15 protein-coding genes are annotated in these 13,769 nt (G+C 41.8%); 13 read left to right on the forward strand and 2 right to left on the reverse strand.

Annotated elements, in window-relative coordinates:
* Positions 1 to 315 precede the first annotated feature (315 nt).
* The 10 genes from mmoX (at position 316) to KKZ03_RS11765 (ending at position 10,375) form a co-directional block, all read left to right on the forward strand.
* Positions 316 to 1,899 carry an aromatic/alkene monooxygenase hydroxylase subunit alpha gene (mmoX, locus tag KKZ03_RS11720; RefSeq protein ID WP_243217030.1) on the forward strand — a complete coding sequence of 528 codons (1,584 nt, stop codon included), beginning with the start codon at positions 316 to 318 and terminating at the stop codon, positions 1,897 to 1,899.
* A gap of 128 nt (positions 1,900 to 2,027) precedes the next feature.
* Positions 2,028 to 3,206, forward strand: a complete 1,179-nt coding sequence (mmoY, locus tag KKZ03_RS11725; RefSeq protein WP_243217031.1) for an aromatic/alkene monooxygenase hydroxylase subunit beta — start codon at positions 2,028 to 2,030, stop codon at positions 3,204 to 3,206.
* A gap of 9 nt (positions 3,207 to 3,215) precedes the next feature.
* Positions 3,216 to 3,641, forward strand: coding sequence for a methane monooxygenase regulator MmoB (mmoB, locus tag KKZ03_RS11730; RefSeq protein ID WP_243217032.1), 426 nt, complete (start codon positions 3,216 to 3,218; stop codon positions 3,639 to 3,641).
* Between the two features lie 9 nt (positions 3,642 to 3,650).
* On the forward strand, positions 3,651 to 4,151 hold the full coding sequence (mmoZ, locus tag KKZ03_RS11735) for an aromatic/alkene monooxygenase hydroxylase subunit gamma (RefSeq protein WP_243217033.1): 501 nt from the start codon (positions 3,651 to 3,653) through the stop codon (positions 4,149 to 4,151).
* A gap of 106 nt (positions 4,152 to 4,257) precedes the next feature.
* The gene (gene mmoD / locus KKZ03_RS11740; RefSeq protein ID WP_243217034.1) at positions 4,258 to 4,527 is read left to right on the forward strand and encodes a soluble methane monooxygenase-binding protein MmoD; all 270 of its coding nucleotides are present in this window, start codon (positions 4,258 to 4,260) and stop codon (positions 4,525 to 4,527) included.
* Between the two features lie 3 nt (positions 4,528 to 4,530).
* Positions 4,531 to 5,568 (forward strand): aromatic/alkene monooxygenase hydroxylase FAD-binding subunit MmoC, encoded by a 1,038-nt coding sequence (gene mmoC / locus KKZ03_RS11745; RefSeq protein WP_243217035.1) that lies wholly within the window; start codon positions 4,531 to 4,533, stop codon positions 5,566 to 5,568.
* A 114-nt stretch (positions 5,569 to 5,682) separates the two neighbouring features.
* Positions 5,683 to 6,108, forward strand: a complete 426-nt coding sequence (locus KKZ03_RS11750; protein WP_243217036.1) for a BLUF domain-containing protein — start codon at positions 5,683 to 5,685, stop codon at positions 6,106 to 6,108.
* Positions 6,109 to 6,444 carry a hypothetical protein gene (locus tag KKZ03_RS11755; protein WP_243217037.1) on the forward strand — a complete coding sequence of 112 codons (336 nt, stop codon included), beginning with the start codon at positions 6,109 to 6,111 and terminating at the stop codon, positions 6,442 to 6,444.
* 20 nt (positions 6,445 to 6,464) lie between these two features.
* Complete coding sequence (gene groEL, locus KKZ03_RS11760; RefSeq protein WP_243217038.1) at positions 6,465 to 8,150, forward strand: chaperonin GroEL; 1,686 nt, start codon at positions 6,465 to 6,467, stop codon at positions 8,148 to 8,150.
* A 446-nt stretch (positions 8,151 to 8,596) separates the two neighbouring features.
* Positions 8,597 to 10,375, forward strand: a complete 1,779-nt coding sequence (locus KKZ03_RS11765; protein ID WP_243217039.1) for a sigma-54-dependent Fis family transcriptional regulator — start codon at positions 8,597 to 8,599, stop codon at positions 10,373 to 10,375.
* Positions 10,376 to 10,488: 113 nt separating this feature from the next.
* On the opposite strand, the gene KKZ03_RS11770 is transcribed toward KKZ03_RS11765, so the two are convergent.
* Together KKZ03_RS11770 and KKZ03_RS11775 are read right to left on the reverse strand one after the other, a co-directional pair.
* Positions 10,489 to 11,733 (reverse strand): MgtC/SapB family protein, encoded by a 1,245-nt coding sequence (locus KKZ03_RS11770; protein ID WP_243217040.1) that lies wholly within the window; start codon positions 11,731 to 11,733, stop codon positions 10,489 to 10,491.
* Positions 11,734 to 11,864: 131 nt separating this feature from the next.
* Positions 11,865 to 12,425: a MarR family winged helix-turn-helix transcriptional regulator gene (locus tag KKZ03_RS11775; RefSeq protein ID WP_243221616.1), complete on the reverse strand. Its 561-nt coding sequence runs from the start codon at positions 12,423 to 12,425 to the stop codon at positions 11,865 to 11,867.
* A gap of 218 nt (positions 12,426 to 12,643) precedes the next feature.
* Here KKZ03_RS11775 and KKZ03_RS11780 point away from each other — a divergent pair, with 218 nt between their 5' ends.
* Genes KKZ03_RS11780 through KKZ03_RS11790 form a run of 3 tightly spaced genes read left to right on the forward strand, consistent with a single transcriptional unit; the run spans position 12,644 to position 13,738 of the window.
* A complete protein-coding gene (locus KKZ03_RS11780) occupies positions 12,644 to 12,907 on the forward strand; it encodes a DUF2024 family protein (protein WP_243217041.1) in 264 nt (87 codons plus the stop codon).
* Between the two features lie 60 nt (positions 12,908 to 12,967).
* A complete protein-coding gene (locus KKZ03_RS11785; protein WP_243217042.1) occupies positions 12,968 to 13,306 on the forward strand; it encodes an STAS domain-containing protein in 339 nt (112 codons plus the stop codon).
* Between the two features lie 9 nt (positions 13,307 to 13,315).
* The gene (locus KKZ03_RS11790; protein ID WP_243217043.1) at positions 13,316 to 13,738 is read left to right on the forward strand and encodes an ATP-binding protein; all 423 of its coding nucleotides are present in this window, start codon (positions 13,316 to 13,318) and stop codon (positions 13,736 to 13,738) included.
* Positions 13,739 to 13,769: the final 31 nt, after the last annotated feature.

A 13,769-nucleotide genomic window follows, 5' to 3' on the forward strand; every position in this document is an offset into this window, starting at 1 on the left:
TTTCATCTAATGCCAGTCTGTGTGCCTGTGGCACACTCCAAGATTTTCAGCGAATGCTCATAAATTGAACGTCCGATAACTGGACAGTGTTCAACTATTATACAGTTTTCAGGCTATTGGCAATCCCCGAAATTATTTTCAACCAGCTGATTTATATTGTTATATTTATGTAATTAATATTTGGCACAGCACTTGCTTATAGTATTTCAGGTCATTAGTTCAGCCTTGGCAACCCGCATTAAGACGTGTCATGTTTCCTTAAAACGCACAGCAACGATGACCTTATTTAATTTAATTATAAACAGGAGTAGTCACATGGCTATAAGTACAGCAACAAAAGCAGCAACCGATGCCTTGGCCGTTAATCGCGCGCCAGTCAGCGTAGGAGCACAAGAAGTACATAAATGGATGCAAAGCTTTACTTGGGATTTTGATAAAAATCGGACTAAATATTCGACTAAATACAAAATGGCCAATGATACCAAAGAGCAATTCAAGCTAATCGCCAAAGAATATGCACGTATGGAATCGGTTAAAGACGAACGTCAATTTGGTAGTTTACAAGACGTTTTGACACGTGTTGATGCTGCTAACCGTGTACATCCTAAATGGAATGAGTCCATGAAAGTTATTTCCAACTTTCTGGAAGTAGGTGAGTACAACGCGATTGCCGCAACCGGTATGCTGTGGGATTCTGCGTCTGCACCTGAACAAAAAAATGGTTATTTGGGTCAGGTGATGGATGAAATCCGTCATACCAACCAATGTGCCTATATTAACTACTACTTTGCCAAGCAAGGCCAAGATGCCGCCGGTCATAATGATGCCCGTCGTACACGCGCTATCGGTCCACTGTGGAAAGGTATGAAACGCGTATTCGCAGATGGCTTTATTTCCGGTGATGCGGTTGAGTGTTCCATTAACTTGCAGTTAGTCGGTGAAGCTTGCTTTACCAATCCGTTAATCGTTGCGGTGACCGAATGGGCATCAGCAAACGGCGATGAAATGACCCCTACGGTTTTTCTGTCCATTGAAACCGATGAATTACGCCACATGGCAAACGGTTATCAAACCATCGTATCGATTGCTAATGACGAAGCGGCTTCAAAATACTTGAACACTGATTTGAACAATGCCTTCTGGACTCAACAAAAATATTTCACACCGGTACTGGGTATGATGTTTGAGTACGGCTCACATTTTAAAGTCGAGCCTTGGGTAAAAACCTGGAACCGTTGGGTATATGAAGATTGGGGCGGTATCTGGATTGGTCGTTTAGGCAAATACGGCGTTGAATCACCAGCCAGCTTACGCGATGCCAAAAAAGATGCTTACTGGGCACATCACGATTTATTCTTGCTTGCTTACGCTATGTGGCCAACAGGCTTTTTCCGTGTCTCTCTGCCGACTGCCGAAGAAGCAGAATGGTACGAAGCCAACTACCCCGGCTGGTATGAGATGTACGGAAAGGTTTATGAAGAATGGCGTGCACGTGGCTGTGAAGATCCCAACAGCGGCTTCTTGCCACTGCAATGGTTTGCTGAAAACAACCATCCAATCTATATTGACCGCGTCTCACAAGTCCCCTTTTGCCCAAGCTATTGCAAAGGTGCCAGCACGCTGCGTGTTCTTGAATCGAATGGTAAAAAACATTCGTTTAGTGATCCATGGGGCGAACGTATGTGGCTGTCTGAGCCGGAACGTTATGAGTGCCAAAATATCTTTGAACAATATGAAGGTCGTGAGTTATCAGAAGTGATTGCCGAAGGCCATGGCGTACGTAGTGACGGCTTTACTTTAATTAGTCAGCCACACACCAATAAAGACGGCAAGCTATGGACTTTGGATGATATCAAAAAGATCGGCTGCGTATTTACTGATCCTTTGAAAGCATTGTAAGCATTATTTTATTGGGTGTTGTTAGCTTTGCCATGGAGTTTTTTTAAGGTTGTGGACTTGCTATCCAAAAACAACAAGCCATGGCGGTCCAACAACACTACCTATCATTATTGTAAAGGAATTAAATTATGTCAATTGAAGTATCCGGCGGCAAACGCGGCCTGACAGATCCTGTTATTGCCGCGCAAATTTTAGCAGCAATCCCTGACAAGCCATTAGAAACACAACGTAAAATGAATTACTTTGTTACGCCGCGAGGTCGTAGGCTAAACGAGTATGAAGTTTTATGTTGTTACACGCAACCGACACCCGACTGGATTGCTGGTGGTTTGGATTGGGGTGACTGGACGCAAAAATTCCACGGTGGTCGCCCGTCATGGAGCAACGAGTCTACTGAAATGCGTACGACTGACTGGCACAAACATCGTGATCCGGCTTTTCGCTGGCATTACCTGTATGTAAAAGATAAAGCTGAAGAATGGCGCTATACCGACCGTTTTCTTAAAGCTTATTCTGCCGACGGTCATGTTCGTTCAATTGATCCGGTTTGGCGCGATGAAGTGCTGGGTGATTATTTGGGTGCTTTTGGCTTTAGTGAGTATGGTTTATTCAATTCGCATTCATCGGTAACCCGTGATTGCCTGGGTGATACCATCCGCATGAGTACCGCCATGATCGGCCTGGATAAAGTTGATAATGCACAAATGATTCAGGCAGAAAGAACTTTTCTGGCCAAAATTGTACCTGGATTTAACGAGTCTACTGATATCCCCAAAGCAGAATGGACTAAAGGCCAAATCTACAAGGGCGCAAGAGAAACCGTTGAAGATATTTGGCAGACAACTTATGACTGGAACGAGATTTTATTCTCGGGTCACATGATTTACGATCCGTTGTTCGGTCAGTTTGTACGCAGGGAATTCTTTTTAAGATTGTCGGCTTATTACGGCGATAACTTAACACCATTCTTTATCAATCAAATGCAGTTATATCATTCACAAACCAAAGGCATTACTACTGACATGTTCCACACCTGTCTCAGTGCTGACTCTGAGTTTGGTGAATACAACGATCGTTTGATGCGTGCCTGGAGCGATAAATGGTTGCCTAGAACAGTCAATGCGCTGAAAGATTTTATGGGTATTTTTGCGAAAATCCCTGAAATTAAAGGCGTAACCAGCAAAGAGGCGATTCAAGCAGCATTAGAGCGGGTTTTTGAAGATTGGGAACGGGATTACGCAGCCCCAATTGGCTATAAAGTCGATACAGCCGCATACATTAAAACCATATTAACCGGTCTTAAATAAGGAATTATTATGTCTACCAATGCCAATTCGTACGGCGCAGGTATCATGGCAAAAACAGGCAAAGCCTTTGCTGATGAATACTTCGCCGAAGAAAATCAAGTTTGTAAAGAAACCAACGATGTCGTTTTGGTTCTGAAAAAATCAGATGAAATGAACACCGTCGTTCAAGAAATTTTGCTGGGTGATCATAAAGATGACAACCCCACACTGGTCGTAGAAGATCGTGCCGGTTACTGGTGGCTAAAAGCGACCGGTAAAATTGAAGTTGATTGTCGTGAAGTCTCTGAACTGCTGGGTAAACACTTTAGCGTTTATGACTTTTTGGTGGATGTTTCTTCAACTATTGGTCGCGCTTATACGTTGGATGAGACCTTTACCATCACATCAGAACTGATGGGTCTTGACGTCAAACTGAAAGATCTTGAAACCGTATAGGAGATAATAATGGCTAACATTCATGATAACCCAACGCGTGATGCCTGGGTCAAACAAATCGCTGGATTGAACACCATGGCAAAAGGCCATGCATTTTTAAAAGATTTTCGTGCCAAACACATTAATCCTTTTAAAACTGATTTTTCACTGGAACTGGATGGCCTGTGGATTGAAAGCAAAATTGAAGAAAAAGTCGCTTTATTGAAGCATGCAGAACTCAATGATGTAGAGTTTTTTAACAATACTATCAGTGGTGAAAATGCCCAAAAAGTGGCTGACGGTGTAGTCGCCAAAATGGATGCTTGTACCAATATGTACGAAGCCGAAAAAATCCATATCAACTTCAGACTGGCTAACAAGCCGCCTGTCATGCCGGTTAATGTCTTCATGGACACTGATCGTTTGTTAGGTACCAAGTTGATGGAACTTAGAAACGTTGATTACTATGCCTTGTCTTTAGAAGACTTGCGTAAAGCGCGTGGCGTCAAAGTCATCGCTTTACAATCGTAATTTGACTGATAATTGAAACTCGCCCTGAGTTCCAATTAGGGTGTCGATGTAGCGCCTGATGGTACTGCATCGGCATTTTTAAAATCTATAAACAACACGGTAAACCATGTTAGAAGCACCAGACATTTTATCTACTTCACAAGATCAGCAAACGGATAATCCTAATACTGATCTCACTGTACTTTATGATAGCCATCCCTACACTGCTTATGCAGAAGATCTGCAATTTATGTGGCGGTGGACTATCTATCGCGACCACGTACTGATTCAGGAAGGGTGTTCGTTAACATTGGATGCATCAAAGCATTCAATAAAACATGTCATGGCTTTTTTCAACATGAAAAGTCCGAACTCCCAGACAGAAGAGGCACTGTAGTTTATGGCAAGTACCCATCAGGTAACAATTGTTACCCAGGACGATGAATCCATCACATTTGAATGTCGTTCAGATGAAGATGTCATCAGCGCCGGATTACGGCAAGATATTTATTTAATGGCGTCATGCCGCGAAGGTGGCTGTGCCACTTGCAAAGGCTTTTGCTCGGAAGGTGATTACGTCTTGGGTAAATTCAGCTCCCAGGCGCTGCCTTCAGAGGAAGAAGATGCAGGGGAAGTGTTGCTATGTCGCTGTTATCCGACTACCGACATTGAAGTTGAAGTACCTTACACTTACGACCGTATATCATTTTCCCCGGAAGGCTTATCTTTTGAAGCAGAAGTAACTGACTTGGCGCAAATATCCAGTAACGTTATGCGTTTACTCGTGCGCCGAATCGGTGATGATAAACAAGTTAAATTTGATTCCGGACAATTTTTTGATCTGGAAATTCCTGGTACAACGACTACCCGCTCTTATTCACCGGCAAACATAACCAACAAGCAAGGTGACCTGGAATTTTTGATTCGGATAGTCGATGGCGGCAAGTTTTCAACCTATATGAAAGACGATGCCAAAATTGGGCAAAAAATACTGGTTAAAGGCCCGTCAGGTATTTTTGGTCTAAAAGAAAACGGCTTTACACCGCGCTATTTTATTGCTGGTGGCACAGGTTTAGCCCCCATATTATCAATGGTCAGACGTATGCACGAATGGCAAGAGCCACAAAAATGCGTGATCTATTTTGGCGTTAATACTGAAGCAGAAATTTTTCATCTGGACGAACTTGATCAGTTAGCGGCTGAAATGCCAACGTTGGAACTGAGAAATTGCGTATGGAAATGTTCAGATGATTGGCATTGTGAAAAAGGCAGTGTTGTCGATATTTTACGTCGCGATTTGCAATTAACAGGCGTCAAGCCTGATATTTATTTATGCGGTCCTCCCGGTATGGTGGATGCCACCTTCGCGGTCTGCGAAGATCAAGGTATTCCCAAAGATCGCATTTATCTGGAAAAATTCTTGCCCAGTGGATCGTAGAAATACCTTAATAGAAGAGACCAGGCAATCCGTATGGTCTCTTATGGCGGCCCCAACACAACGCCTGCTACCGAATTAAAAAAACAATAAATCATCATAAAAGAGGAGCACATAATGTCACTTAATTGTTTAGTCTACGTAAGTTTGGCCAACCAAGAGATGTCTGATAAACATCTACAGGATCTGCTCAAGAAAGCCAGAGAAAAAAATGAAGCGTTAAGTATCACTGGAATGTTGCTCTTTCGTGATGGTTTTTTTATGCAAGCACTTGAAGGTGAACAACAAGACCTCGAAGAGCTGTTTACTACCATTGCCAATGATCGTCGACATCGCGATGTGTTACAGATTTATAAAAAGCCAATTTCGCAAAGAAGTTTTCCCGATTGGAAGATGGGCTTTAATAAAATTGACGATAAAACCGTAGCAGACATTGATGGCTTTACAGATTTTTTAAAAAATCCAACACCCGATTTTTTTATGCATCGTGCCAGTGAAGCAGAAGCACTACTCGATCAATTTAAGCACCAACTGTTCTTTTGAATGTCGACAAGACCGTTAACTGCAACGTTATTTGAGGTGGGTATGAAACCTGATGATGTTGATTTTCTTGGCGAGATGGTTGTTCAACTGGATGTAACCATTAGAAGATTAGTGATAGAAGAGCATGAACTGGTTCTCAAATTAGGCTCTTTTAGGGTTCAGGAATTAAAAGAATTCTGGAATCAGGAATTAACCAGCGAAGAAGATGCTGAATTTAAAAGAACCCTGGATTATTGGGAAAAAATCCTTATTCGTACTTGGGCACACTTAAGTCGAGCACATAAATCCCGTGCACAAGTAGGACAGACATTTATGAAATTAAATTCAAAACTTTAACTGATTGAGACAGCATAGCCATGAGTAAACAGATTATTTACAACCCTGAAGCACGCTTAAAAATGATGGCCGGGATTGATAGAGTTGCACGTGCAGTCATTGTAACAATGGGTAGTAATGGCCCTGCCGTCATGATTCAGCATCGCACCGACGGCATTATGCCCATTTTTACCCGGGACGGTGTTACGGTAGCCAGATCAATCAATTTTGATGACAGAATTACCGATTTGGGCGGACGGATGCTGCGTGATGTTGCCGGTGCTGTTTCACGACAAGTCGGTGACGGTACAACCACCTCGATTGTACTGGCACAAAAACTGGCGCAAGACTGTTTAAAAAGTGTTGCCGCAGGCTTTCACCCTTTACAGTTAAAAAAAGGCCTGGATATTGGCCTGGCTTTAGTGGAAAAAAATCTGGCAGACAAAGCCTTTACCGAGGTTAGCGCCGACTGGATAGAAAAAATTTCTGCGGTGGCGACTAAAGATGAACCGGGGGTCGGTAAACTGCTGGCTGAAGCTCTCGATAAATTAGGTGTACAAGGTACATTAACCTTTCAAATGGGTAACAGCCGACAAGATGAATTGGAGATTGTTGACGGCGCACAATATCCACAAGGCTTCATATCGCCTTATTTTATGACCGATAAAACCCGTGAAGAAGCGGTGTTGGAGAACCCTTATATTCTGCTTTACGACCGTGACATTGATGACATGATGGACTTGGTGCCACTTTTGGAAGTGGTCAAAGCACAAGGACGTTCGCTGTTAATTATTGCTGAAAATGTCATTGATAAAGCTTTAACCGGCTTATTGCTGAATCATGTGCGTGGAATTTTTAAGGTTGTGGCGGTTAAGCCCCCGGGTTTTGGTGATAAACGCCTTAATCGTTTTAAAGATTTAGCCCTGTTAACCGGTGGCCATGCAATTCTTGATGACTATAGCTCGCCCAAACTTGAGGACGTTACCTTGGATCTGTTGGGCCAAGCAACGCGGGTAATCGTTACCGCGAATTCAACAACGATTATCGGTGCGGCAGGTGACCAAACTGCTATCGACGTGCGCACGGAAACATTACGCCAGGAAGCGGCAATTATTTTAGCCAAAAAGCCCGGACAAGGCTCTGCTACCGGTAATAAACACGACTATGAAGAATTGGAAGATCGCATTGCCTTCCTGAAAGGTAGAACCGGTGTATTTAGTGTCGGCGGAATGGCTGATTTTGAAATAAAAGAACGTCTGATCCGTATTGAAAATGCTTATATGTCGGCTATAGCCGCTCTTGAAGAAGGTGTTTTACCCGGTGGCGGCGTTGCCTTGTTTTGCTGTATTAAAGCGCTTGATAGCGTCATTGCCGAAAATGCAGAGCAACAGCAAGGTATCAAGATTTTGCAAGCCGCATTAAGCGCTCCCTTGCAAAAAATAGCCCAAAATGCCGGTTTAAATAGTGAGGCCGTAATTGCCCGCTTAAATGCGCAAGATGATGACAGTTTCACACTGGATACCCAGCGTCAGCTGTACGGAAACTTTTTGGAGATTGGCATTATTGATCCCGTTAAAGTTATGCGTCTGGCATTACGCAATGCTGTCAGCGTGGTAAGTACTATGATGACGACAGAAACCATTGTTATGGATGTCCCCGATAATTCAATTATGGAGGGTTATTCACCGGAATGGGCAGCGGCGACCCGCGAGGATCCTAGAGCCTAAAAAAGCCATAGGCACTGACTGCCAGTTTTGACGCCCTAAATAGTAATAAACCAGTATTTATCGGGGGGTTATTTTTAAAAAGAACCCCGATAAACGCCATGTTTAATCGCTGGCAATTAAGTAATTGAAAACGTGATACTCAGCAAAACCAAGGCTTGCCGTCAACCGGCATAGTCCCTGTACCTTATTAATTTATATCATTTTTTTATTAATCCGGTTTTATTTTTTTGTTTTACTTGTTTTGTCTTCCCTACCTGCATCTGAAATAGATGCCCCCGTTATTTTTTAATAGCGTGTAGGCAATGCGTCACTATGACGCATTGCCTATTTTTTTTATTTTGTTATCTTGGTTGCTTATTATTGTAGTTATGACAAATTCATTAAAATGTAAAATTAATGTTTTTTGCTTATACTAACTTTAAGGTGATATCCATCAAGAGACAACAATGACTATTGATTATACAATTCCTAATAAAGTAAGAATCATTCAAGAAGCATTATTAGTCCGACACACCATTGAATTTGAAGTTGACCGCCCTGCCCAGGCATGGCAATGGATGAATCAAACCCGTACGATTCCGGATCAAGGCGAATGGGTACGTCCGGAAGTTACCGAGGCCTGGCGACGTTGCCTGGAAGATTACCAATTACCGTTGGGTAATTATGTCAATTGGGAAAAGTATCCCGCCATTAATAAAACAGTCAACAGCACGCATCAGTTAAGAAATATAGAAGAACTGATCAAACAATTAAGCCATAACTTCACGATATTTCTCAAAGAAGCGGGCGTCATGATGGTTCTCACTACGGCAGAAGGACGGCTGTTGTATGTCTCCGGTGAAAATCATTTACTGAGTTCATTTATAAACCAACTATATGAGCAGGGAGCAAACTGGCATGAACCTGTTTTGGGTAATAATGGTATCGGCACGGCAATCACTCTAAAAAAACCCATTGCCTTTCAGGGTATGGAGCATTTTTTAAGTGTATTACACCCGTTTACAACGGTTGGTTATCCGTTACTGGATGATGCCGGGAACTTACTGGCGGTTATAGGTCTGGTCAGTAATAATCACGAATGTATGAACTCACTGTTTGCTTTCCTGCATTTAATTTGTGTCTTGGTAAATACCAACTTACCTTTGGCTCAAAATAAAATCGCTCAAGAACGGGTGTTAGAAAAATTTCATTTTAAACCGGCCATCAAGCCGTCAAACCAAGACAATGAATCCGGCATTTCAGAAGCATTGAATTTACTCATTCAAAAAGCCGTAAAACTACAAACGCATAAAATACCTATCCTGATTACCGGTGAATCAGGCGTTGGTAAAGATCACTTCGTCAATTTACTTAAACAGGCAGGCCCCAGAAAAAATGCGCCCTTTATTGCCATCAATTGCGCATCAATACCGCATGATTTAATAGAAAGTGAATTGTTTGGTTATGAAGCAGGTAGCTTTACCGGAGCGCGAAGTAATGGCAAACCGGGAAAATTTAAGCTGGCTGACAAAGGTATTTTATTTCTGGATGAAATAGGCGATATGAGTTTTGATTTACAATCAACTTTATTGCGGGTGTTGGAAACTTCGGAGTTTACCCCGGTAGGCGGCTGTTCGCCTATTCGTGTGGATGTGCAAGTCGTTGCGGCAACCAATGTACAATTAATTGAGGCGGTAGAAGCCGGGCGTTTTCGGCGTGATCTTTATTATCGGCTCAATGGTGCGCAAATTCATCTTCTACCTTTACGAGAACGGCCTGATAAAAAAACCATCATTCATCATATCTTGCAACGTGAATTAAATACTATTTCCGTAACAGACCCTTTTGAAATTTGCCCGGAAGTCATTAGCCTGATTGAACGCCATCCTTGGCCAGGTAATATTCGTCAACTGATTAACGTGATAAGAGCTACGCTTTATACCGCCAGTAATCCATTTATCAGCAAAAAAGATCTGCCGCTGGATTTTATGGCCGAACTCAAATTAAATGACGACAACTGGCAATCATCTGATGGTCACCAAACGTTTACCTCAATGCCGTTAACTCAAGAAGTGCCGATTAAGAGCTTATCGAACTGGGAATTACATGGTATAAAAACCGCATTAAAAGAATGTGACGGTAATATTTCTTTGGCGGCAAAAAGATTAGGTATTACCCGCTCGACGCTATATAAAAAAATTGATTACTTTAGGTTGGATAAAATGGGCGACGGGTTACTCGCATGAATAGAAACTGTTACAACCTATAAAACTTTTATTTTCCCAGGCCATCTCCAAACAACCGATAGTCATAATTTGCCAAGATATGACCTGATTTTAAAAACGATTAAGCTATCGACTTAGGTAATCAATAAACCTGCAATAACGGCTCCAGCCAAAGTACTGCTAACTCTAAGCGCCAAAGCCCTGCCACCAATAAACCATGAAAAAATACTTTTTATGCCCGAATTAACAGATACTGCAATAAGAATTGCCTTGGCTGCTACACTGACCTCCAAGCCTTGCTTGCTCATTTGTGCCATCGAAAGGGTAATCGGATCAACATCAGCCAAACCTGCAGTCGCCGCCAAAAAATAAGTCCCCATGTCGCCAAAATAAATTTTTAACACATTAGATAGCAACATGATGATAACCAAAAATGCACCAAACTTCATCGCCATTATTAATTGAAAAGGGTTTTCCAGTGTTATCTCGTCAATGGTATGGAATTCTTGCCGGTTCCACCACAACAGAAAAGCCGCAAGATAAGTAAAAATAGTCATTACCAGCAGCGCAGGGAACAGCATTTGGAACAAAGCAGGATTCATAACGGATGTTAACAGTAGAGTACGTGCAAACATGGTGGCACAGGCCGTTAAAATACCAGCCGCGAGCACGTTGCTCATCGTTGGATTTTGCGCTGATAACTTTGATAAATTAAGCGTAACGGCAGTCGAAGAAACCAATCCACCCAAGGCACCGGTTAAAACCGGCCCATGCTGGTTACCAAGAATCCTGATGGCAAAATAACCCAGATAAGAAATACCGGCAATCAACACCACCATCAACCAAATATGATAAGGATTAAAGGCAGCCCAAGGGCCATAACCCTGATTGGGTAGTATCGGAAGCATAACAACCGAGATCAGTAACAATTTCAGCGTTGCATATAATTCGTGTTGTTCCAGTTTTTTAAGCCAACCATGAAGTAATGGCTTAAAACCGAGTAGTGAAGTAATAATTACCGCACTTGCAGAAGCCAGCATAATATGGCCGAAAACCGTTAACGCGCCCAACGTAAAAGTGATTAGCGAGGCAATAATACTGGTGATACTAAAATCTGCAAATTTATCGAGGCTTTTACTATAAGCCAGTAACAACACCGCTGTGAGACCCAGAAAAAAAAAGCCCATCAGATAAGCATCGACCTGCTGCGCCAGAATACCTGACAAACCACCCAACAAGCCAATCATTCCATAGGTACGTAAGCCTGCAACCCGCATACCTTCCTCCCGATCACGAGTGCGCCAACCACGTTCGAGGCCAATTAACAAACCTATTGCCAAAGCAATTCCCAGAAGTTTGAAGTTTTCCAGTTCAGTCATTTTTGTCAATCCGGCTGTGTAGGAACTATAAAATGTATCGTCTCATGCCTGCGGCATCGGGCTTATGATTACCGAAATCAGATCAGTAACGCTCGCGGGCATGAGACGCTCCTGCAAAATTTATTTAAGGTTTATAAAGGTGTGTGCTCCTGGCATATTTTTTCGCTATCGTTTTGGCTGAGAGGCTCCTTGGTTAACCCGCAGCTAAAACCTACGGATGTTGAGGTAAAATATTGACAGGTTTTACAAAGACCAAATGATTTTGACTTATTGGCTTTTTGTAATGATGTGAGTGCTTTCATGAACATTTCTTCATTATCAATAAAATTATATTCTTTAAATAATAATGCCGCACTCTTAAATAAATCCGATGTTCTCGCCTGTTTTAAAATAGCGTGACCTTCGGCCAGAAGACTAAGATGCACTATACGCCGATCAGTGGTATCACTGGTTTTTTCTATAAAGCCCTTTTTTACCAGCAATAATAACGTTTGAGAAACCGTTCCACGCGTCATACCCAGAAAACTGGTCAATGCTGCCGGTGTATCGCTGTAACGATTACAGCGTGACAAATAATCCAGCGCTTGAAAATGTACCGGCTGCAAGCCTAATTCGGTACATTTTTTACGCTCTTCTGAACGAATTAATGTGGACATGCGTTCAATCAAGTCAAAAACATCAACTTTTTCCATATTATGCATACAAACAATGATTTAGTCAGTTGATAATAAGCTTTATAGTAACACAATAACTTTATGTATCGAATCGATATTGTTATACTGACCAATAAAATTTTACTTAATTTGCTGGCTTGGGAGTTGGTTATTAGGTATGTCGCTTATGAATACAGCTCTGACTTAACACTTGTTTAACTTCATTTTTCACTTAAACCACTTTACAGGAAACTATTATGCCCATGTCACATGTATTTGATACCTACGCAAAAACAAGCAAAGGTAAAACGTTACATTTTGATGTTGTTCTTGATGAACAAGATCAACAAAAAGCAATAAATTGTGCTAAAGAATGGTTACAAATAATAGGCGAGACCGATGCCATAGTGACCTCGGAAAACTGCTATTTTTGTCATAGCGCTGAAGCACCAACAGAATTAAGACAACAAATAAACGCGCAAGGATATGCTATTTACAAGCTGGAAGGCTGTCCAAAATAACATCCTGTCGCTAAAAAAGACTATACTCAATCAACTTGAATTTTCGGCAGCAAAAAACAAATGAAACTAAAACTCGAAAAAATAAATGATTGTAGTGTTATATTTATTGAGGAAGAAAGAATAGATGCTCACAATTCGGGCGAATTAAAAGCCTACATCCTGCAGTTGATAGAAAATGGCGACGTTAATATTATCGTTCAACTCGAAAATGTTCGCTTTATAGACAGTTCCGGCTTGGGTGCCTTACTATCAGGACATAAAAATGCGGTAGCTAAATCCGGCAAGCTTGGTTTAGCCTGTTGCAGGCAACAAGTATTATCAATGTTTGAGTTAACCCGGTTAAACCGGGTTTTTGAGATTTATACTGATCTAAATGAAGCTTTTGAAAACGAAGCCTAGGGGTTATGTATGTGTAATTCGGTTCTACAGGTAGATGTAATCATTCCGACGCAGACCAAATATCTGGATTTAATCGGCAGTATTGGTGAACATATAGCGAAAGATATTGATGATTTTTCTGGTGACAGGGAGGCGTTGGCTTATCATTTAAACCTGGTATTGACTGAAGCCACGACTAATGCCATTAAGCATGCCACGCTAACTACCCCGAAAGATACCGTCAGGATAACCATCCATATTCAGGATAATGAGCTGAATATCAAGGTTTATGACCATGGTCAGGGCTTTGACCTGGAAACGGTGCCGTTACCTGATTTTGAGCAACCTGAAGAAAGCGGTATGGGGCTCTACTTCATTAGAACCTTTATGGATTCAGTTACTTACACCAAGCAAGATGATTGTAATGTGTTGGAAATTACAAAATATCTATAGCACCATCAGGCAGGTAAAAAGCGTATTTTTA

It is taken from the genome of Methylobacter sp. S3L5C (assembly GCF_022788635.1).
GTDB lineage: Bacteria > Pseudomonadota > Gammaproteobacteria > Methylococcales > Methylomonadaceae > Methylobacter_C.